A 20,497-nucleotide genomic window follows, 5' to 3' on the forward strand; every position below is an offset into this window, starting at 1 on the left:
GGTGACCCATCGGCACCGGCCGGCGCGCGGGAGTGGAAGCAATGTCCTGGCATGTGGATTTCACACGCTTCGCCACGGTGCACATGGTGAAGAAGCAGGACCAGGTGAATTCCTGCGGCATCGCCTGCGTGCTGATGATCAATTTCAAGATCAAGAAGGGCCTGATGGCCCAGGGCACGTCCGCTGGCAGCCGCGTCGCCGCATCGGGCCTTCCGGGCGGCGGCCTCGTCGGTGCCGGGCTGGCGAAGATGGCGGTCAGCTGGGCCATGAAGTCCGAGCCGGAGATCTACCGCATCTACAGCCAGGTCGTCGGCACGGTGTATGACGGCACCACCTATTCCGACGGGATGCGTCACCCGGCGGTGCTGGAACGCATCGGCCTCGGCCGCTGGGAATGCGTCAATGTCGGCCAGAACAACGTCCCCGCCGCCCTCCGCCGCGCCGTCAACCGCGGCCAGCCCTGCATCGCCCATGTGGCCTGGCGGGCGGGCGGTGCGCATTTCGTGGTGGTGGACGATGTGGTGCAGCCGGGGCAGAGCACCTTCGTCCTGGTCAACGACCCCGGCGATGGCTGCGTGGTGGTCACCAAGGTCACCGGGGACGGTGCCCTGTCCTACCGCAACAATGCCGGCGTCTTCAGCGGCTGGATCATCCGCCGCGCCTGAATCTCAGACGTGGCGGGTCAGCCCGCCATCCACGCGCAGGCTCTGCCCGGTGACGTAGGAGGCCTGGTCGGACACCAGCCAGGCCACCGCCGCCGCGATCTCCTCCGCCCGCGCATAGCGGCCCAGCGGGATGCGGGCGCGACGTGCCTCCTTTTCCGGCAGGCTGTCGACGAAGCCGGGCAGCACGGCGTTCACGCGGATGCCGGCGGGCGCCAGCTCATCCGCCGCCAGCTTGGTCCAGGCGCCGAGCGCCGCGCGCAGCGTGGTCGCCGGGAAATCGGATTCCGGCTCCAGCGCCGCATAGGAGGACAGGTTCACCACCGAACCAGCGCCCGCCGCCTTCATCCCCGGCAGCACCAGCCGCAGCGCGCGGATGGCCGAGAGCATCACCATGTCGAAGCCGGCATGCCACTGCGTATCCGTCAGATCGAACAGCGGCGCCTTGGGCGGGTGGCCGGCATTGTTCACCAGCGCGTCGATCCTGCCGAAGCGGTCCAGCGTACCCTGCACCAGCCGCTCCAGGTCGGCGGGCTCCGTGACCGAACCGGTGACGCCAAGCGCATCCGGCAACGCCGCCGCCAGTTTCTCGGCATTGCCGGAGGGCGACATCACCGCAACCCGGAAACCATCTGCCGAAAGCCGCCGCGCGACGGCGGCCCCGATGCCACGGCCCGCCGCCGTGATGATCGCGGTCTTCATGTGCGGTCGCTCGTCGTCGGCGTGAAGGCGCCACCATCGGTGGGGCGCAGCGCCTCGAACATCTCGGTTACCTGACTGTAGTCGCGATAGCCGCAGCGGGCGATGGTCTGGGCGGCGACGGCATCGAAGCGGCCATCGACGATGTAACGTTCGTCGATATGGATGCCGACCACCTGGCCGAGCACCAGGAAACCATCGGTCGGATTGCCGTCCAGGTCGTTCAGCTCCATCGCCTGCAACACCTTGCATTCGAAGCTGGCCGGGCTTTCCAGCACGCGCGGCGCCTTGACGAAGTTGCAGGGCGCCATGGTCAGCCCCGCCGCCTCGAACTCATTCTCCCCGGCCTCGAGCGCGGCGGAGGAGGCGTTCATCGCCTCGAACAGCGGCCGGGTGACCAGGTTGAAGACGAATTCCCGCGTCTCGAAGGCATTGGCGGCGGAATGCTTCAGCCCCTCGCTGCCGAAGACCACGATCGGCGGGGCGCCCTTGACCAGGTTGAAGAAGCTGTAGGGCGCCAGGTTGGGGCGCCCCTTGGTGTCCAGGCTGGAAATCCAGCCGATCGGCCGCGGCGCGACGATGGCCTTGATCGGGTCGAAGGGCAGGCCGTGGCCCCGCTTGCCGTGCTTCGGTTCGTAGAACATCGCGCCGCCTCTTCCGCTGGACGGCCTCTGCCTACATCCCCAGGGCGCGGCGGTATAGATCGAGCAGCGTCTCCTGCTCCTCAACCTCGGCCGGCTCCTTCTTCCGCAGCGAGATGATCTGCTTGATCACCTTCACGTCGAAGCCGGCCGACTTGGCCTCGGAGAAGATGTCCTTGATGTCGCCGGCCAGCGCCTTGCGCTCCTCCTCCAGCCGCTCGACCCGCTCGATGATGGACCGCAGGCGGTCGACGGCAATGCCGCCGACCTCGGGGTCCGGGTCCTTTTCCTGGCGGTCGCGGCTGGCCTGGGCCTCCTGCGCGTCGAAATCACTCATCGAAGGCCTCCGGGGCACGAGTTGAGGCGCGGCGTATAGCCCTGGGGCGGGGGTGGCGCAAACCGGAGGAAAGGAAGGCCGGGGAGAAGGTATTCTCCCCGGACCCCTCATCTATTTTTGGGACCTTGGATCGGGGCGCAAACTAAAAGGTCCCAAAAAACAAAGGAGGGGTTAGGAGAGGGAATGCTTCCCTCCCCGACCTTCTTATCAATGTCCCGTATTACTGGCAGCGAACTTCGCCTTCTGCTCCGCAGTCGCTTGCTTCTGGTGCAGCGCCTGCCATTCCTTGTAGGGCATGCCGTAGACGATCTCCCGCGCCTCCGGGTCGGTGATGGTGGTGCCCTGCTCGGCCGCGGCCTCCCGGTACCAGCGCGACAGGCAGTTGCGACAGAAGCCGGCCAGGTTCATCAGGTCGATGTTCTGCACATCGCTGCGCTCCCGCAGATGCTGCACCAGGCGGCGGAAGGCGGCGGCTTCGAGCTGGGTCTGCTGATCGAGGTCGGTCATCGGCATTCTCCTGCAGGCGATGGCGGGTAGATGGTCCATCCCGCACCGCTTCGCCATACTGCGCGCGAATTGGGGGATGCGGATGGCCTGGACCGATGCGGCGGCGCGGACGGCGCTGGAGATGATCTTCAAGGCGGCGGTGGCGAGCGCCGATCCACGCATCGTGCTGGCCCGGCACCTGCCCGAGCCGCCGGCCGGCGGCCGCGTGGTGGTGGTGGGCGCCGGCAAGTCCGCGGCGGTGATGGCGGCGGCGGTCGAGGACGCCTGGCCGGAGGTGAAGCTCTCCGGCCTCGTCGTCACCCGCTATGGCCATGGCCATCCGACCCGGCGGATCGAGGTGCTGGAAGCCTCCCACCCCGTGCCGGATGCCGCGGGTGCGGCAGCAGCCGAGCGGATCCTGGCGGCGGTGGAAGGGCTGACGCCGCGCGACCTGGTGCTGTTCCTGGTCTCCGGCGGCGGCTCCGCGCTGACCACCCTGCCGGCGCCGGGGCTGACGCTGGATGCGCTGATGGCTGTGAATCGGGCGCTGCTGGCCTCCGGCGCCACGATCAACGAGATGAACTGCATCCGCCGCCACCTCTCGGCCTTTTCCGGCGGGCGGCTGGCCCTGGCGGCGGCGCCGGCGCGGGTGGTGACGCTGGCGATCTCCGACGTTCCCGGCGACGACCCGGCCGCCATCGCCTCCGGCCCCACCGTGCCGGACCCGACCAGCTTCGCCGAAGCCCGCGCGCTGGTCGCGCATTACCGCATGGACCTGCCGGCGGCCGTCAGGGCGCATCTGGAAAAGGCGGCGGACGAAACCCCGAAGCCGGGCGATCCGCGTCTCGGCGCGGTGGACTACCGCTTCATCGCCACCCCCCGCATGGCGCTGGAAGCCGCCGCCCAGGCCGCGCGCGGCTTCGGGCTGACGCCGCTGATCCTGGGCGACGCGCTGGAAGGCGAGGCGCGGGAGCTCGGCAAGACCATGGCCGGCATCGCGCTCTCGGCCAGTGCCCATGGCCACCCTCTGCCCGCCCCCTGCCTGCTGCTCTCGGGCGGGGAGACCACGGTGACCATCGGGGCGGAAGGCGGCGGGCGCGGCGGCCGCAACAGCGAATCCCTGCTGGGCTGCGCCGTGGCCCTGGCCGGCGCCCCCGGCATCTGGGCGCTGATGGGCGATACGGACGGCATCGACGGGTCCGAGGACAATGCCGGCGCCCTCATCACCCCCGACAGCCTGGCCCGCGCCCGCGCCGCCGGGATGGACCCGCGCGCGGTGCTGGGGCGGCATGACAGCTACAGCCTGTTCGCGAAGCTGGGCGACCTGCTGGTGACCGGGCCGACGCTGACCAATGTGAACGACCTGCGGGCCGTGCTGGTGGCCTGAGCACGGATCGACGGCGCGGCGGCGGGCGACCACACTCGCAACCGAATCGAACAGGTCTGGTTGCATGAGTTTCCTGTCGCGCATCCCGGGCCTATTGCTGTCGCCCCGCGCAACCTGGGTGGCCATCGCGGCCGAGCCGGCGCCGGGCCTGATGCGCAGCCTGCTGCCGCTGGCGGCGGGGGCCTGCCTGGTCAATCTGGCCGTGGCGATGACCCGGCCGGGTGGCTGGTACACCGCGGTGCCGGGCCGCGGCGGCGGGTCCGGCCTGGGGCTGGGGGCCAGCGCCGATTCCCTGACGGTCCATATCGGGCTGGGACCGGCGGCGCTCAGCTATATCCTGTTCATGCTGCTGGGCGTCGTGCTGCTGCGTCGGTCGCTCCGGCGCCGTGCGGCGCTCCATGGCGGGGTGCAGGATGCGGCGGCGGCGCAGAAGCTGGCGGTGCATGCGCCCTTCGCCATGTGGATCGCGCTGTTCCTGCTGCCGCTGGGACAGGGTTGGCTGACGCTGCTGGCAGGGCTGCATGGCATGGCGATGCTCGCCATCGGCGCCCCGATCCTGATGCCGCCCTCGCCGGGGGAGGAGCGACGCTGGGGGCGGGCGGCCGCCTTCCGGGGCCTGATGATCGCCATTGGGACAATGGTGCTGCAATTCGCGCTCTACGCTGCGGCGCTTCTCATCTGGGCGCTTTTCGTCGCCCTGCGCCAGATGCCGGCGCCGGGGATCAGCACCTGACATCACATCCCAAGGGGAACACCCTCATGCGGTTCTGGCCAAGACTGCGCGGCCTGCTGCTGTCGCCGCGCGCCACCTGGCATGCGATCGCGGCGGAGCCGGCGCCCTCGCTTGCCCGCGCCATTCCGTTGCTGCTGCTGCCCTGGCTGCTGCTGGTGCTCGCCACGACCCTGATGGGCGAGCCGGTGCTGCCGCATCGCCAGGCCCATGCGCTGATGATGCAGCGTCCGGATGGCACCCTGGTGCAGATTGGCACGCAGACCGTGACCCGCACCGGCAGCCTGGCCGTAGGGCTGGGCGGGATGGCCTTTACGCTGGCCTGGCTGTTCCTGCTGCAGCGCATGATCCTGGACAGCGCGGCGCGCTACCTGGCGGTGCCGGACCGTGCGGCGGCGCGCAAGTTGCTGCTGTACGCGCCCTGCAGCCTGTGGCTGGCGCTGTACCTGCTCCCGGTCGGGCTCGCCATTCTCCTGCCCCTGGCCCTGGTCCATACGATCGTGCTGGCCCGGCTCGGCGCGCCGATCCTGCTGCCGCCGCATCCAGGGCAGGAAGCAGGCTTCGGCCGGTCCGTCGCCTTCCGCGCGGCCTTGCTGGCGCTTGCGGTGGCGGGCGCCACCATCGCCGCGGTGGTCTGGGTGGTGAACATCAGCCTGGGGTAGAAGGGGTGAGGAGGGGCCGAAGCCCCTCCCCCGTCACGCTCAGCGCAGAACGATTTCCACGCGGCGGTTCTGCGGCTCGCGCACGCCATCGGCGGTCGGAACCAGCGGACGGCTCTCGCCGAAGGCCTGGACGGTGATCTGGCTGCGCTGGATGCCACGGCGCTCCAGCTCGGAGGCCACGGCGCCGGCGCGGCGCTCGGACAGGCGCTGGTTGTACTGCGGCGAGCCCGAGCGGTCGGCATGGCCGGCCACTTCGATGCGCGTCACGCCCTGGCTGGTCGCGCTCTGCGCCGCGTCGCCGATGATCTGGCGGGCGCGGTCGGTCAGGTCGGCGCGGTCGAAGTCGAAGAACACCAGGTAGGTCCGGGCCGGCGCCGGGGCGGCGGCGGGCATCGGCGCGGGCGCCGGAGCCACCACCGGAGCTGCGCTGGTCTGGCCGAAGGCGTAGCGCAGGCCGATCAGGATGGAGTGGTTGTAGTTCTCCGACTTCGTGCCGGTGCGCGCCACGTTGAAGGAACCACCGCCGCTGCTGGTGTCGACATCATGCTCCATCGTGCCGAGGAAGCGGTATTCCGCGGTCAGGGCCAGGCCCGGCGCCACATTGGTCAGCGGCATGGCTGCGCCGACGATCGCCTGATAGGCGAAGCGGCCATCCGTGCCATCGCTGTTCACGGTGCCGCCGAGGACATTGGCGCGGACGCCGTCGAATTCGCGCCAGATATAGCCGGCACCGACGCCGACATAAGGCACCAGCGCCATGCCGCCGACATGGCCACCCAGGTCGAAGTCGTACAGCACATTGGCCATCACGCCGTAGCTGCGGGCGGTGCCGGAAGCGCGAACCTGGCCGGCGCCGCGGAAGCCGCTGATGGTGTCGACTTCATTCTCGCGGTAGCTGCCCTCGATCTCGGTGCGCAGGCCGTTGCCGAAGCCGTAGCCGAGGCTGACCACGCCGACCCAGCCCATGTCGAAGGAGACATCGCCGCCGACCGTGTTGCCGCGCGCGCGCAGGGTATCGGCCAACTGGCCGGTCGCATTGATATTGGCGTCCTGAAGCCAGTTCACGCCGGCGCCGGCGCCGATATACACGCCGCTCACGGGCTGCGCCTGCGCTACGGCAAACGGCACCAGCAGCATCGTGGTGGCGAGCAAGGTCTTCCGGAAGTTCATACGACATTCTCCATGGCTGGACGTGCCGCTGCGCGCCGGTGGGTGGAAGTCCGGCAGCGTCGTCCTGCATCTGGAACGCGAGTTCCCCGGGAAAGGCGGCATCGCCGAAAGATTTCTGACAGGCCTGTGGCAGAAATACCGCAGCGCGGCCCATCGGCCAGATGCGCGACGCCAATCCTTACCTAAGCTAAGAAACAAGAAGTCTCTGGCGTCGATGACTTAGATTGACTAACTTACCTGCATGCGCGACCCCACCCTCGAAGCCCTGCTGACCCAGCGCGGCGCCGTCACCCGTATCGCAACCGCCCTCGGCATCTCGACCGCCGCCGTCTCCCAATGGCGAAAAGTGCCGGAGGATCGCGTGGCCGAAGTCGCCCGCGCCCTGGGCGTACCACCCGCCACGGTGCGCCCCGACGTTCCCGAGCCGCCCGAATCCCCCCGCCGCGAAGGATTTGCCCGCCCCATGTCGAATCGGGTTCCCCTGCGGCGTCGTCGGCGCACCAAGATCATCGCCACCCTCGGCCCGGCCTCCTCCTCGCCGGAGGTGATCGAGCGCCTGTTCCGTGCCGGGGCGGATGTGTTCCGACTGAACTTCAGCCATGGCAGCCATGAGGACCATGCCGCGCGCATCGCCACCATCCGCGCGCTGGAGGAAAAGGTTGGCCGCCCGATCGGCATCCTGGCCGATGTGCAGGGGCCGAAGCTGCGCGTCGGCAAGTTCCAGGCCGGGCGCGTGCAGTTGCAGACCGGCCAAAGCTTCCGGCTCGACCTCTCCCCCACCCCCGGCGATGTCCGCCGTGTGCAGCTTCCGCATCCCGAGATCATCGCCGCCGCCGGCATCGGCACCACCCTGCTGCTGGATGACGGCAAGCTGCGCCTGCGCGTGACCCGGAAGCGGGAGGACCACCTGGAGACGGAGGTGGTGGTCGGCGGCCCCCTGTCGGACCGCAAGGGCGTGAACGTGCCCGATGTGGTGCTGCCGATTCCGGCGCTGACGGAAAAGGACCGCATCGACCTCGACTTCGTGCTGGCGCAGGGCGTCGAATATATCGGCCTGTCCTTCGTCCAGCGGCCGGAAGACGTGGTGGAGGCCAAGGCCATCGCCGCCGGCCGCGCCTGGATCATGGTGAAGATGGAAAAGCCCCAGGCGGTCGAGAATCTCGACGCCATCCTGGCGGAGGCGGATTGCGTCATGGTCGCCCGCGGCGACCTCGGCGTGGAATGCCCGCCGGAGGAAGTGCCGCTGATCCAGAAGCAGATTGTCCGCGCCGCCAAGGCGCTGGGCAAGCCGGTGGTCGTCGCCACCCAGATGCTGGAAAGCATGATCACCGCCCCCTCCCCCACCCGGGCGGAGGCGCAGGACGTGGCCACCGCCGTCTTCGACGGCGCCGATTGCGTCATGCTCTCGGCCGAGACCGCCGCCGGGCAGTTCCCCTTCGAGGCGGTGAACATCATGGACCGCATCATCGCCCGGGTGGAGTCCGACCCGGACTGGCGCAAGCTGACCGATGCCAACCGCCCCGCGCCAGAGCCCAATTCCGCGAGCGCCATCGCCGCCGCCGCTCGCCAGGTGGCGCAGACCATCGGGGCGGAGGCGATCGCCACCTTCACCTCCACCGGCTCCACCATGCTGCGCGTGGCGCGGGAACGGCCGAGCTGCCCGATCCTGGGCCTGACCGCCAGCATGCAGACCGCGCGGCGCATGGCCGTGGTCTGGGGCGTGCATCCGGTGACGACGGTGGAGCTGCACTCCATGACCGACATGGTGGCCAAGGCGATCCGCGCCGCCAGCCAGGAAGGTTTCGCCACTTCGGGCGATGAGGTGGTGGTGACGGCGGGTGTTCCCTTCGGCACACCGGGCACCACCAACGCCTTGCGGGTCGCCATTGTGAAGTGAAGGGCGGGGTGGCGGTTGACCTTGGGGCCGCGCCCGCCTTTGGTGCGCGTTCCTTCCGCCATGCCGGCACGGAGCAGCCCCGATGACCTTCCGCCGCCTCGCCTTCGCCCTGCCGCTGCTGGCGGCCCTGCCCTTGGCGAGCCCCGCCCAGGCGCAGCGCGCCGGCCTCTATGACGTGACCGGCACCAATCTGGACGGCACGACCTATACCGGCCTGGCCCAGATCCAGACCGCCGGCCTCGCCTCCTTCGCCATCCGCTGGCGGATCGGCAACCAGACGGTGGAGGGGGTGGGCTTCGCCTCCGGCCGCACCGTGACCGTGGCCTATGGGCTGCAGCAGCGGCCCGGCCTCGGCATCTATACGCTGAACGCGGATGGCAGCCTGGAGGGGGAGTGGACCATCGTTGGCGCCAATGCCAACGGGACCGAACGACTGGTTCCGCGCGACGCAGCGCCGACCGCCACTCCGGCACCCACCACGCCGGCACCCACCACGCCGGCACCCGCCACGCCGGCGCCCACCACGCCGGCAACGCCAGCCGTACCTGCCCCCGCCGCACCGGCAGAGGCGGCACCCGCACCAACCACACCCGCACCGCAATAAGCAGCTACCGCCCGCGCGCGCGCCGCTCCCCCGCCAGCAGCGCCGCCTTGCGCGGCACGCCCCAGCGATAGCCCGTCAGGTCGCCACTTGCCCCCACCACCCGATGGCAGGGCACAGCGAGGGAAACCGGGTTGCGGGCGCAGGCGCGGGCCACGGCGCGGGTCGCGGCGGGCATGCCCATCTCGGCCGCCAGACCCGAATAGGTGCGGGTCTCGCCCAGGGGGATCTTGGTCAGCGCCTCCCACACCCGACGCTGAAACGCCGTGCCCCGCAGATCCAGGGGCAAGGCCAGGGCGGCGGCAGGTTCCGACAGGAAGGCCACCACCTGCCGGACCTCGGCCGCCAGATCCGCTGGCGCCGGCTCGATCCTCGCCTGCGGGAAGCGGGTGCGCAGGTCACCCTCCAGCGCCTCGGGCGGCTCGGCGAAGCCGATGAAACAGATGCCGGCCGCCGTGGCGGCGACCAGAAGCGGTCCCATGGCGCTGTCGGCATGGGCGATGCGGATAACCTCCCCCGCCCCGCCCCTCCGGGCCGCGCCGGGGGTCATGCCGAGATGCCGCGCGGTGTCCTCATAGACGCGGCTCTCGCTGCCGAAGCCGGCGCCGGCCACCGCCTCCGCCACCCGGTCGCCGGCCGCCAGCGCCGCCTGCAGGCGGCGGCCGCGCACGCCTTCGGCATAGCTGCGGGGGGTGACGCCGGTGATGTCGCGGAACAGGCGCAGGAAATGGTGGCGGGCATAGCCGGCGCGGGCGGCCAGGGTTTCGAGACTGGGGATGGTCTCCGCCGCCTCGATCAGGGAGCAGGCGGCGGCCACCGCCTCCGCCTGCATCCGGGCACGATCGCCCTTGGGGTCGCAGCGCTTGCAGGCGCGGAAGCCGGCGACCTCCGCGCTGGCGGCATCGGCGAAGAAGCGGGTGTTGCGGCGCAGCGGCGGGCGGGCCGGGCAGCCAGGGCGGCAGAACACGCCCTGGGTGATGACGGCATAGCGGAAATCGCCGCAACCGGGCGCCGCCACCCGCGCCAGCACCGCCTGCCAGCGCAGCTCATCCAGCGGGTCGATCATCGGGGCTTCGGGCATGGCGGGGTACTCCTCGGCCTCGCTTTTCGCCGACGCGGCCACCGGCCCGCCATCCGGCCGTTGCGCTACAGCGCATCACCCTCCACCTGCCGCGCCAGTTCCCGCCGGCGCAGGGTGCCTCCCGGCATCTGCGGGTGCAGCGCCAGCGCCGCATCCAGGCTGCGCAGCGCGCCGGCCAGGTCGCCCGCCTCCTCCTGCAATTCGGACAATTGCAACAGGGCGCCGAAATGCCGGGGTTCCAACAGCAGCGCCTGCTGCAGGTCCCGCGCCGCGGCGGGGCGGTCGCCGAGCCGGGCATAGGCGCGGGCACGGGCCAGCCAGGCGTCGGGCGCGGCCGGTTCCAGCACGATGGCGGCGTCGAAATCCTCCAGCGCTTCCGCGGCCTCCTCGGCCCGCAGGTTGCGCAGGCCGCGGTTCAGCAGCAGGGCGGCGGCGGGGGAGACGGCCTGGCCCCAGAGGGCGCGGATGCGCGCCTCCACCATCTGGCCGCCGCCCTGGTCGGGGGCGGATTGCAGCGCCTCGAACAGCCGGTCCAGCTCCGCCTGCCGCGCGGCGGCGGGGCCGGAGCGCGGGGCGGGCGCCGTGGGCTGCGCCCAGACAGGGGTGGCGAGAAGCAGAAGCAGGGCGACGAGACGGGTCATGCGCCCAGCCTCCGGCATCCCCACCCCCCCATGCAAGGCCTATCGGGCCTATCGGCCGAGCGCGATTCCCGCCTCCTGCACAATGCCGCGGAACTTGGCGAACTCGGCCGCCAGGAAGGCGCGGGTCTGCGCCGGTGTGCTCGGCGCGGCGGCGTCGACCCCGGCGCCGGCCAGGCGCTGGCGCACCGCCGGATCGGCCAGCACCTCATTTGCCGCGCGGTTCACCGGCTCCAGGATCTCCGGCGGCAGGCCCTTCGGACCGAGCAGGACGTTCCAGGTGGTGACATCGAAACCCGCCAGCCCGGATTCCGCCAAAGTGGGGATTTCCGGCATCAGCGGGTGGCGCTGCGGAATGGTGACGGCCAGGCCGCGGGAGGTGCCGTCGCGCAGATGCGGCGCGGCGGAGGCCAGCACCTCCACCGAGAACTGCACATCGCCCGAGGCCATCGCCGTCATCACCTGCGCCCCGCCGCGATAGGGGATGTGCTCCGCCCGCAGCCGCCCGGCGCGGGAGAGCAGGAATTCCCCCGTCAGATGCCCGATGCCGCCGGCGCCGGAGGTGGCGAAGGACAAGGCGCCCGGCTTTTCCTTGATCTCGGCCAGCAGGCTCTGGATGGTCCGGTGCGGCGAACGGCCGGCAGCCACGATCACCATCGGCCCACCGCCGACGATGGCCACCGGGGTGAAATCCTCCACCGGGTCATAGGGCGTGGTGGCCGGCAGCGCCGCCGGGTTGGTGGCGTGGGAGGAAGCGGTGCCGATCAGGAAGTTGTAGCCATCCGGCGCCTGCCGCCGCACATGATCGGCGCCCAGCGAGCCCCCGGCCCCGGCGCGGTTCTCCACCACGATGCGGACGCCACTGCCGAGACGGGCGGCCATGCCCTCCGCCAGGAAACGGGCGGCAATGTCGGTGGACCCGCCGGCGGTGAAGGGCACCACCAGCGCGATCGGCCGGGCCGGCCATGCGGACTGGGCCTGGGCGTTGCGAAGGGTGGCCGGCGCGGCGAGGCCGGCGGCGAGCAAGGTCCTGCGGTACATTCTGGTGGTCGTTTCCCTGAGTCATCCAAGCCCCTCGCAACCGAAGGACCGGGAATGGCTGTAGAGAATTTTGAATTTATCGCAAGTTACAGGACTTCCGTCCCGCGCTGCCGGACGCGGATGGGTGCGATGGCAGCCGGCTCCGGCCCGCCGGCCATCCAGTCCAGCAGTTCCACCGTATGCACCGTCGGCCGGTCGCCGCCGGAAAGCTGGGTCAGGCAGCCGATATTGCCGGCGGCGATCAGATCCGCCCCGGTGCGGTCGAGATGGGCCAGCTTGCGGTCGCGCAACTGCCCCGCGATCTCGGGCTGCATCAGGTTGTAGGTGCCGGCGCTGCCGCAGCAGATATGGCTCTCCGCCGGTTCCTTCACGGTGAAGCCGGCGCGCTTCAGCAGGTCCTTCGGCGCGGCCGTCACCTTCTGGCCGTGCTGGAGGGAACAGGCGGCGTGGTAGGCGACCGTCAGGCCCGGTCTCTCCCGGCTCGGCGCATAGCCGAACTTCACCAGCACCTCGGAGACATCCATCGCCAGGGCCGAGAGCCGGGCGGCGGCCTCCGCCTCCGGCTCGGTCCGGAACATGAAGCCGTAATCCTTCACCGTGGTGCCGCAGCCGGAGGTGTTGATGACGACAGCGTCCAGCCCTTCCCCCGCCAGTTCCGCGCCCCAGGCGGCGATATTGGCACGGGCCAGGCGCATGGCCGGGTCGTGATGGCCCATATGGTGGTCCAGCGCGCCGCAGCAGCCCTGGGCGCGCGGCACCACCACCTCCAGCCCCATCCGTGTCAGCAGCCGGATGGTGGCGTCGTTGATGGAGGGGGCGAGCACCCGCTGGGCGCAGCCGGTCAGCAGCGCCACGCGGCCGCGCCGCGCGCCCTCCGCCTTGAACACGCCGGGCCGGTCCATCGCACTCGGCCCGGGCACCTGGGCCGGCGCCAGTTTCAGCATCGCCCGCAGCCGCTGTGCCGCCATGGATCCGCCGGGCACGAAGCGGGAAAAATGGCGGCCGAGGGAGGCGCCGATCAGCGCCAGCCGGAACCGCCCCGGATGGGGCAGCAGCGCGGAAAGCAGCCGGCGCAAGGCGCGTTCGGCGGGGGGGCGCTCATAGGTTTCCTCGATATGCCGCCGGGCATGGTCCACCAGGTGCATGTAGTTCACGCCGGATGGGCAGGTGGTCATGCAGGACAGGCAGGAGAGGCAGCGATCGACATGCTTGACCACTTCCGCCGTCGCCGGCCGGTCGTTCTCCAGCATGTCCTTGATGAGGTAGATGCGGCCCCGGGGGCTGTCGAGTTCATCGCCCAGCAGCAGGAAGGTTGGGCAGGTGGCGGTGCAGAAGCCGCAATGCACGCAGGTGCGCAGGATACGGTTGCTCTCGGCCGTATCCGGGTCACGAAGCTGCGCCTCGGTGAAGCTGGTCTGCATCTGGGTCCCCCGCCTCGCTGAACATAGGGTGCGCCGATGCGCGGCGAAAGCGCCACGAGGCGCATCCGACATGCGGTTCCGGGAACCAAATGGATGGCACGACGCTTGCCTCATGGACGCCACGAACGCCACAGGCGGGGCACCGGCGACGCGATGCGTCGCGAGTTGCAAGCTCGGACCCGCCCTTCGCCGCCGCACCGTTCAGGAGGAGTCGCAAAATGCAGAATCCCAGCCAGGACCCCATCCCCCCGCAGGTCATCCAGCCCAGCCAGATCGCATGGCTCGGCGCCGTGGAGATCGCGCGCCAGCAGGCGCTGCTGCGCTTCGGCGGGACCGTTGTCGGGCGAGGCACGTCCGAGGCGCGGCCGGAGCGCCGGACCGGCGACCGCCGCCAGGGCTGATCAGCCCCAGGCCGCCTCCGGGTCCAGCGGATAGACCGGGCGCGGCAGGCCCTCGAAGACAAAGCGGGACAGAACCGGGCTGACCAGCCCGGGGGCGTCCACTTCCAGGATGCGATCCGGCGTCGCGTAGATGTCGAAGCCGGCGCGGAAATGGCCGCGCGACTTCACCACGATGGTCCGCGCCGCCGCCACATCCACGCTGAGGATTTCGAGCATCGCCGGGTCGAGCAGTTGGCGGCGCAGCGACCCGACGGCCAGCAGGATGCCGCTGTCCTCCAGTTCCAGCAGCGCCGCCGGCCCGATGGAAAAGGCACGGCCCGCCAGGCTGCCGCGCCGGCCCACACCGCTGCCGTCCGACAGTGCGCGCACCGTCGCCATGGCCGCGAAGGTATCCGCGAAAGTGCTGGGCGTGGCATTGGCCACCGCCTCGAACCGCGTACCCTCCCCGGCCGCATGGGCGGCGGCGGCCAGCACCGGGTCCACCAGGATGCCGAAGACCACGCCGCGCGCCTGCGCCTCATGCAGCGCGGCCAGCAGTGCCGTGGTGTTGCCGCCACCGCCGCCGCCGGGATTGTCCGCCACATCGGCCAGGATCAGCCGGGGCAGCCGCGGCCCATCGCCGGCCGCCACCGCCTGGGCCACCGCATCCTCGATCGGGGTCAGCGTCCGCATCAGTTCCTCCCGCCGCTGCCAGATGTCGTTGGACAGCTTCTCCGCCAGGTCCACCGCCTGGCCGACATGGCCGGGGCGGGCGGAGGCCCAGACGCAAAGGCCGCATTTGGCAATGTCGGTATAGACGAAGCCGCCGGTGACGGAGACGCCGAGCAGGTTCGGATCCTCCTGCCGCGCCTCCACCCCGGCCCGGATCGCCTCGGAATAGGGCGAATCCTCCGCGGTCAGCAGGGTGACGGTGGGGGGTGTCAGCGGCAGGCGCAGGAAATGCGTCTCGGGACGCTCCCCGGTCTCCAGGATGCGGCGGATGGCGTCGGCCGCCTCCGCCGCGCGTTCGCGCATATCGACATGCGGGTTGGTGCGATAGGCGATCAGCAGGTCGGCCAATGCGATCTGGCGGTCGGAGACATTGCAATGCAGGTCGAGCGTGCCGACGATCGGCACATCCGGCCCCAGGATATCGCGCAGCAATTGCAGGATGGCGCCGTCGGTATCGGCTTCCTCCGCCGCGCGGCTGGCGCCGTGGCTGGCGACATAGACGGCATCGATCCGCCCGGCCCCGGCCAGCCCGGCCTCCACGATCTGGAGGAATTCCGGAAAGATGCCGGGCGCCATGATGCCGCCGGGCGGGGCGGTGATGAGGATCAGCGGCACCGGCTCCCACTCCCCGGTGGCGTCCATGCGGGCATAGAAGCCGGGGATTTCGGCCGGCAGGGCGCTGACCGGGCTGCGCGCGGCCTGGGTGATCGCCTCGCCTTCCGCCCAGCTCTGCTGCTCGAAATCCCGCCGCGTGGTGGGGGGCGAGAAGGCGTTGACCTCCAGATGCAGGCCGAGGATGGCAATTCGGGGAATACTCAAAGGCTGGATCTCATGCGGCCGGGGTTGAACAGGCCGAAGGGGTCGAGCGCCGCCTTCACCCGGGCGCCGATGGCGGCCAGGGCCGGCGCTTCCTCGGGCAGCACGGGCACCGCGGCGCGCATCGGCGCGGGGGCGCGGAACAGGGTGAAGCTGCCGCGCGCGGCGGCGGCGGCGGCCATCACGGCCGCATGGGCCGCCTCCGTCGCCGGGCCGGCGATCCAGACCAGGCCACCGCCCCAATCCAGCAGCAGCCGCGCGCCGAAGGCCGCCTGCAGCGCGGCGGCGACGGCCGGCGCGGCGCTGGGGCGGATGGAGATGCGCCAGATCGCGTCCTCCGGCATCGCGCCCAGAGGCACCGCGTCGCGAACATCACGCCAGATCGCGGCCGAATCCTCGATGACCGTCACATCGCCGAACGCCGCCAGATCGTCCCGCAGCCGGCCGGCGCGATAGGCGACGAAATCGGGAAAATCCTCCAGCCGCAGCAGCGCCACCGGGCCGGCGGCATCGAGGCGCAGCGCCGCGCCGGTCACGCCGAAGGGGCTGGTGAGACCGGCCGACAGCGCCCGCACCCCGGTCGCCAGGTCCGGCACGGCGATGGCCAGGGTGGCGCTGGCGCGGGCGGCCGGCAGCACCTTCATGGTCACCTCGGTCATCACGCCCAGCGTGCCATGGCTGCCCGCCAGCAGCTTGCAGAGGTCGAGCCCGGTGACGTTCTTCAGCACCCGCCCGCCATTGCGCACCACCTCCCCCATCCCGTTGACGAAGCGGATGCCGAGCAGATGGTCCCGCATCGCGCCCGCCGTGATGCGGCGCGGGCCGGAGAGATTCGTGGCGACGATGCCGCCGATGGTCGCCGGCAGCTCCGCGCCAAAAACCCCCCGCGTGTCCGGAGGTTCGGGCGCGATCATCTGGCCGTGCTCGGCCAGCGCCGCCTCGATCTCCGGAAGCGGCGTGCCGGCGCGGGCCGAGAGCACCAGTTCGGTTGGCTTGTAGAGCGTGATGCCGGTCAGCCCGCGCGTGGTCAGGCCGCGCGCCGCCTGCACGGGCCGCAGCAGCCCGCGCTTGCTGCCATGCCCCTCGATGGACAGCGGCGCCCGCATGGCGCCGGCTTCCCGCACGGCGGCGGCGACGCCGGCCTCATTCAACGGGGCGATCAGATCACTCATGGCGTGGCCTTCCCCTCCGGCGGGTCGAAGGGCGAGCCGGGACGGGCCTCGTGCCAGACCGGGCGGGCGAGGGAAAGCCGTGCCAGCGCGTCATGCAGCAGCAGATGCAGCCGCGCCCGGCGGCGGGCCAGCGCCGGCCACCAATCCGCCGGGCCGCGCAACAGCGGCAGATAGGGGTTGGGGCGGGAGATGGCGTAGATCTCCACCCGCATGGAGGCCTGTTCGGTGCGGGATCGCGCATGAAAGCCGCGCACATCGGCCACCACCAGCGTATTCGCCGGCACCGCCAGGCGCCGCGGCGGCGGCAGGCGCAGGCGCGGCAGTTCCGCCTCCGTCACCCGGAAGGCGCCACCCACCCGGCCCTTGGCGGCAATGACGCTGCGGGCGCGTTCCCAGGCGAGGCGCCGTGGTGTCAGCCGGTGGGAGCCTGGGACATAGGCCAGCGGCCCGACCTCCGCCGCCACATCCTGCAGGTAGAACCAGGCCTTCATATTCGGATGGAAGGTGTCCATGTGCAGCGCGGTCTGCGGATCGGCCTCCGCCGCCGGGGCGGCATGGCTCAGGATGGTCTGCACATAGATCAGCGGCTCCGCCGCCGAACCCGCCACATAGCGCAGCGTGTCGCGCCAGGCGGGGCTTTCCAGCAAGGCGCGCAGGGCCGGCAGGCCGGCGAGAAGCTCAGGCGTGACGATGACGCGGCGGGTGATGGCATCGCCCTCCCGCATCTCCCGCATCGGCACCTTGAGGCCGCGCAGTTCCGCCAGCAAAGCGGTGAATTGCGCGGGCGGGAGGACATCACCGCGCTGGACGAAACCCTGATCCTCGAACTGCGCGCGTTCCGCCGGGGCAATGCGCGGGGCGAGGCGGCGGCGGCGCCATTGCGTCATGCGTTCCGCCAGCCGGGCACGCGCCACATGCAGGCCGCGCCGGTTCAGCGCGACGCTGCCGATCAGCGGATTGCCCCTGTAGTCCTTGCTGGCTGTCAGCAGCGCCGCCGCGTGCCAGGGCAGCAACAGCCAGCGAAGCATCCGGCGCATCGGCTCACGCCGCATCCAGCAGGGGAAAGACCTTGTGCGGGTTCAGCAGCCAGGCGGGGTCGAAGGCGGTCTTGATGGCGCGCTGCTGGTCCAGCTCATGCGGGGCGAATTGCACATGCATCAGGTCGCGCTTCTCAACGCCGACGCCATGTTCGCCGGTGAGGCAGCCGCCGACCTCGACGCAGAGCTTCAGGATATCCCCGCCAAAGGCCTCCGCCTTGTGAAAGCTGGAGGCATCGTTGGCGTCGAACATGATGAGCGGGTGCAGATTGCCGTCGCCGGCATGGAACACATTGGCCACCTGCAGGCCGTATTGCACACTCATCTCGCCGATGCGCTTCAGCACGAAGGGCAGCTCGCCGGTCGGGATGGTGCCATCCATGCAGAGATAGTCCGGGGAGATGCGGCCGACTGCCCCGAAGGCGCCCTTGCGGCCCTTCCAGATCGCCATGGATTCCTCGGCGCTTGTCGCGACCTTCAGGCTGATCGGGTCGAAGCGGTTGCAGATCTCCTTGATGCGGTCGAGCAGCGAATCCTGTTCGGCGACGCTGCCCTCGACCTCGATAATCAGCATCGCCTCGGCGTCGAGAGGATAGCCGGCATGGGCAAAGGCCTCGCAGGCATGGATGCAGGGCTTGTCCATGAATTCCAGCGCCACGGGGATGATGCCGGAGCCGATGATGGCATCCACCGCCGCGCCGGCAATCTCCGTGCCCTTGAAGGCGGCCAGCATGGCGCGCGCACCCTCGGGGCCGCGCAGGATGCGGACCGTGACCTCCGTGACGATGCCCAGCATGCCCTCGCTGCCCGTCATCAGGCCGAGCCAGTCATATCCGGCCGCGTCCAGGTGATCCCCGCCGAGGTCGATGATGTCGCCCTGCGGCGTCACCAGCTTCAGGCCGAGCAGGTTGTTGGCGGTGACGCCGTATTTCAGGCAATGCGCGCCCCCGGAATTCATCCCGACATTGCCGCCGATCATGCAGGCGAGCTGGCTGGAGGGGTCGGGCGCGTAGAAGAAGCCCTCATGCTCCACCGCCTTGGTGATGCCGAGATTGGTGACGCCGGCCTCCACCACCGCCAGGCGGTCGTCGAAATCGATTTCCAGGATGCGGTTCATCCGCATCATGCCGATCACCACCGCATCCTCCAGCGGCAGGGCGCCGCCCGAAAGGCTGGTGCCGGCGCCACGGGGCACCACGCGCACGCCATTGTCGTGGCAGTAGCGCATGACCGCGGCGACCTGGGCGGTCGTCGAAGGCAGCACCACGGCCAGCGGCATCTGGCGATAGGCCGACAGGCCATCGGTCTCATAGGGCCGCATGCGCAGCGCCTCATGGATCACGGCATCGGCGGGCAGCAGGGCGAGCAGGGCGGCCACGATCTCATCGCGGCGGGCCAGGATCTCCGGCTTGGGCGGCGGCAGGGCGATCATGACGTTCCTCGGCAGCGTGCGTGTGGAAGATGGCCCTGGCACGCCAAGCCGGCAAGCAGATGCGGATTTCGTCGTGCTTTCCTGGCAGGATCGGCGCGCAATGAAACGGAGCACTTCCATGCGACGCCTTCTGGCCGTGGCCCTGCTGCTGACGGCCCCCCTTCTGGCAAACCCTGCCATAGCGCAGCGTGCCGGCGCCTATGTGGTCGAGGGCAGCGGCGCGGATGGCAGCCGCTACACCGGCGCCGCGCAGATCGCCCCGAGCGGCCCGCAGACCTGGCTGGTCACCTGGCGGGTGGGTGGGGAGACGATCCAGGGCATCGGCGTGGACAATGGCAGCGTGCTTTCCGTCGCCTACAACCAAGGCGGCGTGCTGGGCAGCGCGCTGTATGAGGTGCGGCCGGATGGCAGCCTCGTCGGCCTCTGGACCTCCGGCCGCGACGGCGGCCTGGGGCGGGAGACGATGTCGCCCCGCTGAGGCTTAAGCTCTGAGGCTCAAACGCGTCGCGCCGCGCCCGGGAGCCCCCGGGCGCGGCGCGACGAATCCCATGATGGCCCCCGAAGGGGCCGCAACCTCAGCCCTGGCGGGCCTTCAGCCGGGGATTCTTCTTGTTCAGCACATAGGTACGGCCACGGCGGCGCACCAGGATGCAGTTCTTGTCGCGCGTCTTGGCGGACTTCAGGCTGTTACGAATCTTCATGGTCATGATCCTGTGAAGGCGGGCGAGATAAGGGGCGGGGCCGGGCGAGTCAACCTTGGTACCGCCGCTACCCCTCGCCAGGGCGCACCCGGGCGTTATAATTGAAACAACGCAACATATCCGAGGAGAGGGTGATGGCTGACACGCTCGGCGCCGGGGGACTCGAGACCATTCTGCCCAAAGGGTTCGAGAACAGCCTGGATACGCAGCGCGATGCGGATGCGGTGGCCAAGCTCAAGGCTGCCTGCCTGTCAGCATATGAGAGCCATCCCCATTCCTGCTCCCATGCCGTTAACGCGGTCATCCGCCAGGTGATGGATCTGGATGAGGGAGCCTGGCCCCAGCGGCAGGCCAATGCGTTGGTCGCATTCCTTGTGGACAGCGCAGATTGGACCAAGGTCACCCTGGATCGTGGCTACGAGCTCGCTCAGCAGGGCGTGGTTGTCGTCGGGGGGAAAGAAGAGAAGATTGGCAATGGTCATGTCGTCGTGATCTTCCCCGGCCCGAAGGCCCCGCGTGGCGGATACAGCTTCACCGACAAACAGGGCAACAAGCAGAAAGTGGCGAGCAAGGGCCTGTACCCGCTCGTCCTTTCCACATCGATCGGCGCTTGGCCCGGCGCGAAGAGCAAAAGCGACAAGACCGTTTGGGACCCATGGGGAAAGGATACCGCTTTTGCCGAGGTGCGCTTCTGGGCGCCCACGCCATTCGCGGCAGGCAAGCCGAATGTCAGCGCAAGCTTGCGCCGCCACGGCGGCCTACCTTTGAGCTAGG

23 protein-coding genes are annotated in these 20,497 nt (G+C 70.3%); 9 read left to right on the forward strand and 14 right to left on the reverse strand.

Annotated features, from left to right (window positions below):
* Positions 1 to 41: 41 nt before the first annotated feature.
* Positions 42 to 665, forward strand: a complete 624-nt coding sequence (locus JJQ90_RS01725; RefSeq protein WP_216872741.1) for a cysteine peptidase family C39 domain-containing protein — start codon at positions 42 to 44, stop codon at positions 663 to 665.
* A gap of 3 nt (positions 666 to 668) precedes the next feature.
* On the opposite strand, the gene JJQ90_RS01730 is transcribed toward JJQ90_RS01725, so the two are convergent.
* From JJQ90_RS01730 to JJQ90_RS01745, 4 genes are all read right to left on the reverse strand, one after another.
* Positions 669 to 1,364 (reverse strand): SDR family oxidoreductase, encoded by a 696-nt coding sequence (locus JJQ90_RS01730; RefSeq protein ID WP_216872742.1) that lies wholly within the window; start codon positions 1,362 to 1,364, stop codon positions 669 to 671.
* Positions 1,361 to 2,005 carry a flavin reductase family protein gene (locus JJQ90_RS01735; protein ID WP_216872743.1) on the reverse strand — a complete coding sequence of 215 codons (645 nt, stop codon included), beginning with the start codon at positions 2,003 to 2,005 and terminating at the stop codon, positions 1,361 to 1,363. Before JJQ90_RS01735 ends, JJQ90_RS01730 begins: the two co-directional genes overlap by 4 nt.
* A 31-nt stretch (positions 2,006 to 2,036) precedes the next feature.
* Positions 2,037 to 2,339, reverse strand: a complete 303-nt coding sequence (locus JJQ90_RS01740; protein ID WP_209443290.1) for a DUF2312 domain-containing protein — start codon at positions 2,337 to 2,339, stop codon at positions 2,037 to 2,039.
* A 207-nt stretch (positions 2,340 to 2,546) separates the two neighbouring features.
* A complete protein-coding gene (locus JJQ90_RS01745) occupies positions 2,547 to 2,852 on the reverse strand; it encodes a DUF1244 domain-containing protein (RefSeq protein WP_409349057.1) in 306 nt (101 codons plus the stop codon).
* A gap of 76 nt (positions 2,853 to 2,928) precedes the next feature.
* Here JJQ90_RS01745 and JJQ90_RS01750 point away from each other — a divergent pair, with 76 nt between their 5' ends.
* The 3 genes from JJQ90_RS01750 to JJQ90_RS01760 all read left to right on the forward strand — a co-directional run bounded on the left by JJQ90_RS01750 (position 2,929) and on the right by JJQ90_RS01760 (position 5,604).
* Positions 2,929 to 4,212 carry a glycerate kinase type-2 family protein gene (locus tag JJQ90_RS01750; protein WP_216872745.1) on the forward strand — a complete coding sequence of 428 codons (1,284 nt, stop codon included), beginning with the start codon at positions 2,929 to 2,931 and terminating at the stop codon, positions 4,210 to 4,212.
* 64 nt (positions 4,213 to 4,276) lie between these two features.
* Positions 4,277 to 4,945, forward strand: coding sequence for a hypothetical protein (locus JJQ90_RS01755; RefSeq protein ID WP_216872746.1), 669 nt, complete (start codon positions 4,277 to 4,279; stop codon positions 4,943 to 4,945).
* Positions 4,946 to 4,971: 26 nt separating this feature from the next.
* Positions 4,972 to 5,604, forward strand: a complete 633-nt coding sequence (locus JJQ90_RS01760; RefSeq protein WP_216872747.1) for a hypothetical protein — start codon at positions 4,972 to 4,974, stop codon at positions 5,602 to 5,604.
* Positions 5,605 to 5,643: 39 nt separating this feature from the next.
* On the opposite strand, the gene JJQ90_RS01765 is transcribed toward JJQ90_RS01760, so the two are convergent.
* Positions 5,644 to 6,774 carry an OmpA family protein gene (locus JJQ90_RS01765; protein ID WP_216872748.1) on the reverse strand — a complete coding sequence of 377 codons (1,131 nt, stop codon included), beginning with the start codon at positions 6,772 to 6,774 and terminating at the stop codon, positions 5,644 to 5,646.
* 463 nt (positions 6,775 to 7,237) lie between these two features.
* Between JJQ90_RS01765 and pyk the strand changes: the two genes are divergently transcribed.
* Together pyk and JJQ90_RS01775 are read left to right on the forward strand one after the other, a co-directional pair.
* Positions 7,238 to 8,671 (forward strand): pyruvate kinase, encoded by a 1,434-nt coding sequence (gene pyk / locus JJQ90_RS01770; RefSeq protein ID WP_216873724.1) that lies wholly within the window; start codon positions 7,238 to 7,240, stop codon positions 8,669 to 8,671.
* Between the two features lie 82 nt (positions 8,672 to 8,753).
* Complete coding sequence (locus JJQ90_RS01775) at positions 8,754 to 9,275, forward strand: hypothetical protein (protein WP_216872749.1); 522 nt, start codon at positions 8,754 to 8,756, stop codon at positions 9,273 to 9,275.
* 4 nt (positions 9,276 to 9,279) lie between these two features.
* Here JJQ90_RS01775 and ada read toward each other — a convergent pair whose 3' ends face one another.
* From ada to glcF, 4 genes are all read right to left on the reverse strand, one after another.
* On the reverse strand, positions 9,280 to 10,353 hold the full coding sequence (gene ada, locus JJQ90_RS01780; protein ID WP_230410300.1) for a bifunctional DNA-binding transcriptional regulator/O6-methylguanine-DNA methyltransferase Ada: 1,074 nt from the start codon (positions 10,351 to 10,353) through the stop codon (positions 9,280 to 9,282).
* A 65-nt stretch (positions 10,354 to 10,418) separates the two neighbouring features.
* Complete coding sequence (locus JJQ90_RS01785; RefSeq protein ID WP_216872750.1) at positions 10,419 to 10,994, reverse strand: tetratricopeptide repeat protein; 576 nt, start codon at positions 10,992 to 10,994, stop codon at positions 10,419 to 10,421.
* A 48-nt stretch (positions 10,995 to 11,042) separates the two neighbouring features.
* On the reverse strand, positions 11,043 to 12,032 hold the full coding sequence (locus tag JJQ90_RS01790) for a Bug family tripartite tricarboxylate transporter substrate binding protein (RefSeq protein ID WP_216872751.1): 990 nt from the start codon (positions 12,030 to 12,032) through the stop codon (positions 11,043 to 11,045).
* Positions 12,033 to 12,118: 86 nt separating this feature from the next.
* On the reverse strand, positions 12,119 to 13,453 hold the full coding sequence (gene glcF / locus JJQ90_RS01795; RefSeq protein ID WP_216872752.1) for a glycolate oxidase subunit GlcF: 1,335 nt from the start codon (positions 13,451 to 13,453) through the stop codon (positions 12,119 to 12,121).
* Between the two features lie 218 nt (positions 13,454 to 13,671).
* Here glcF and JJQ90_RS01800 point away from each other — a divergent pair, with 218 nt between their 5' ends.
* A complete protein-coding gene (locus JJQ90_RS01800; protein WP_216872753.1) occupies positions 13,672 to 13,854 on the forward strand; it encodes a hypothetical protein in 183 nt (60 codons plus the stop codon).
* Here the strand turns inward: JJQ90_RS01800 and JJQ90_RS01805 are convergent, their stop codons facing one another.
* Genes JJQ90_RS01805 through JJQ90_RS01820 form a run of 4 tightly spaced genes read right to left on the reverse strand, consistent with a single transcriptional unit; the run spans position 13,855 to position 19,022 of the window.
* Complete coding sequence (locus JJQ90_RS01805; RefSeq protein ID WP_230410301.1) at positions 13,855 to 15,384, reverse strand: M81 family metallopeptidase; 1,530 nt, start codon at positions 15,382 to 15,384, stop codon at positions 13,855 to 13,857.
* Positions 15,381 to 16,553, reverse strand: coding sequence for an FAD-binding protein (locus JJQ90_RS01810; RefSeq protein WP_216872754.1), 1,173 nt, complete (start codon positions 16,551 to 16,553; stop codon positions 15,381 to 15,383). The genes JJQ90_RS01805 and JJQ90_RS01810 overlap by 4 nt, the downstream gene beginning before the upstream one ends.
* Positions 16,550 to 17,590, reverse strand: coding sequence for a phytanoyl-CoA dioxygenase family protein (locus JJQ90_RS01815; RefSeq protein WP_216872755.1), 1,041 nt, complete (start codon positions 17,588 to 17,590; stop codon positions 16,550 to 16,552). Before JJQ90_RS01815 ends, JJQ90_RS01810 begins: the two co-directional genes overlap by 4 nt.
* A 4-nt stretch (positions 17,591 to 17,594) precedes the next feature.
* Positions 17,595 to 19,022 carry an FAD-linked oxidase C-terminal domain-containing protein gene (locus JJQ90_RS01820; protein WP_216872756.1) on the reverse strand — a complete coding sequence of 476 codons (1,428 nt, stop codon included), beginning with the start codon at positions 19,020 to 19,022 and terminating at the stop codon, positions 17,595 to 17,597.
* A 118-nt stretch (positions 19,023 to 19,140) separates the two neighbouring features.
* Here JJQ90_RS01820 and JJQ90_RS01825 point away from each other — a divergent pair, with 118 nt between their 5' ends.
* Entirely contained in the window at positions 19,141 to 19,500 is a 360-nt protein-coding gene (locus JJQ90_RS01825; RefSeq protein WP_216872757.1) for a hypothetical protein, read from the forward strand.
* Between the two features lie 97 nt (positions 19,501 to 19,597).
* Here JJQ90_RS01825 and ykgO read toward each other — a convergent pair whose 3' ends face one another.
* Positions 19,598 to 19,723 carry a type B 50S ribosomal protein L36 gene (gene ykgO / locus JJQ90_RS01830; RefSeq protein ID WP_216872758.1) on the reverse strand — a complete coding sequence of 42 codons (126 nt, stop codon included), beginning with the start codon at positions 19,721 to 19,723 and terminating at the stop codon, positions 19,598 to 19,600.
* A gap of 134 nt (positions 19,724 to 19,857) precedes the next feature.
* On the opposite strand from ykgO, the gene JJQ90_RS01835 reads away from it, so the two are divergent.
* Positions 19,858 to 20,496, forward strand: a complete 639-nt coding sequence (locus tag JJQ90_RS01835) for a hypothetical protein (RefSeq protein ID WP_216872759.1) — start codon at positions 19,858 to 19,860, stop codon at positions 20,494 to 20,496.
* The last annotated feature ends 1 nt before the right edge of the window (position 20,497 follow it).

Source organism: Falsiroseomonas oleicola (genome assembly GCF_019029495.1).
In the GTDB taxonomy this organism is placed as follows: domain Bacteria; phylum Pseudomonadota; class Alphaproteobacteria; order Acetobacterales; family Acetobacteraceae; genus Falsiroseomonas; species Falsiroseomonas oleicola.

Coding starts and splice junctions, on each gene's coding strand:
- JJQ90_RS01725 (WP_216872741.1), top strand. CDS start 42: ATGTCCTGGCATGTGGATTTCACACGCTTCGCCACGGTGCACATGGTG.
- JJQ90_RS01730 (WP_216872742.1), bottom strand. CDS start 1,364: ATGAAGACCGCGATCATCACGGCGGCGGGCCGTGGCATCGGGGCCGCC.
- JJQ90_RS01735 (WP_216872743.1), bottom strand. CDS start 2,005: ATGTTCTACGAACCGAAGCACGGCAAGCGGGGCCACGGCCTGCCCTTC.
- JJQ90_RS01740 (WP_209443290.1), bottom strand. CDS start 2,339: ATGAGTGATTTCGACGCGCAGGAGGCCCAGGCCAGCCGCGACCGCCAG.
- JJQ90_RS01745 (WP_409349057.1), bottom strand. CDS start 2,852: ATGCCGATGACCGACCTCGATCAGCAGACCCAGCTCGAAGCCGCCGCC.
- JJQ90_RS01750 (WP_216872745.1), top strand. CDS start 2,929: ATGGCCTGGACCGATGCGGCGGCGCGGACGGCGCTGGAGATGATCTTC.
- JJQ90_RS01755 (WP_216872746.1), top strand. CDS start 4,277: ATGAGTTTCCTGTCGCGCATCCCGGGCCTATTGCTGTCGCCCCGCGCA.
- JJQ90_RS01760 (WP_216872747.1), top strand. CDS start 4,972: ATGCGGTTCTGGCCAAGACTGCGCGGCCTGCTGCTGTCGCCGCGCGCC.
- JJQ90_RS01765 (WP_216872748.1), bottom strand. CDS start 6,774: ATGAACTTCCGGAAGACCTTGCTCGCCACCACGATGCTGCTGGTGCCG.
- pyk (WP_216873724.1), top strand. CDS start 7,238: ATGTCGAATCGGGTTCCCCTGCGGCGTCGTCGGCGCACCAAGATCATC.
- JJQ90_RS01775 (WP_216872749.1), top strand. CDS start 8,754: ATGACCTTCCGCCGCCTCGCCTTCGCCCTGCCGCTGCTGGCGGCCCTG.
- ada (WP_230410300.1), bottom strand. CDS start 10,353: ATGCCCGAAGCCCCGATGATCGACCCGCTGGATGAGCTGCGCTGGCAG.
- JJQ90_RS01785 (WP_216872750.1), bottom strand. CDS start 10,994: ATGACCCGTCTCGTCGCCCTGCTTCTGCTTCTCGCCACCCCTGTCTGG.
- JJQ90_RS01790 (WP_216872751.1), bottom strand. CDS start 12,032: ATGTACCGCAGGACCTTGCTCGCCGCCGGCCTCGCCGCGCCGGCCACC.
- glcF (WP_216872752.1), bottom strand. CDS start 13,453: ATGCAGACCAGCTTCACCGAGGCGCAGCTTCGTGACCCGGATACGGCC.
- JJQ90_RS01800 (WP_216872753.1), top strand. CDS start 13,672: ATGCAGAATCCCAGCCAGGACCCCATCCCCCCGCAGGTCATCCAGCCC.
- JJQ90_RS01810 (WP_216872754.1), bottom strand. CDS start 16,553: ATGAGTGATCTGATCGCCCCGTTGAATGAGGCCGGCGTCGCCGCCGCC.
- JJQ90_RS01815 (WP_216872755.1), bottom strand. CDS start 17,590: ATGCGCCGGATGCTTCGCTGGCTGTTGCTGCCCTGGCACGCGGCGGCG.
- JJQ90_RS01820 (WP_216872756.1), bottom strand. CDS start 19,022: ATGATCGCCCTGCCGCCGCCCAAGCCGGAGATCCTGGCCCGCCGCGAT.
- JJQ90_RS01825 (WP_216872757.1), top strand. CDS start 19,141: ATGCGACGCCTTCTGGCCGTGGCCCTGCTGCTGACGGCCCCCCTTCTG.
- ykgO (WP_216872758.1), bottom strand. CDS start 19,723: ATGAAGATTCGTAACAGCCTGAAGTCCGCCAAGACGCGCGACAAGAAC.
- JJQ90_RS01835 (WP_216872759.1), top strand. CDS start 19,858: ATGGCTGACACGCTCGGCGCCGGGGGACTCGAGACCATTCTGCCCAAA.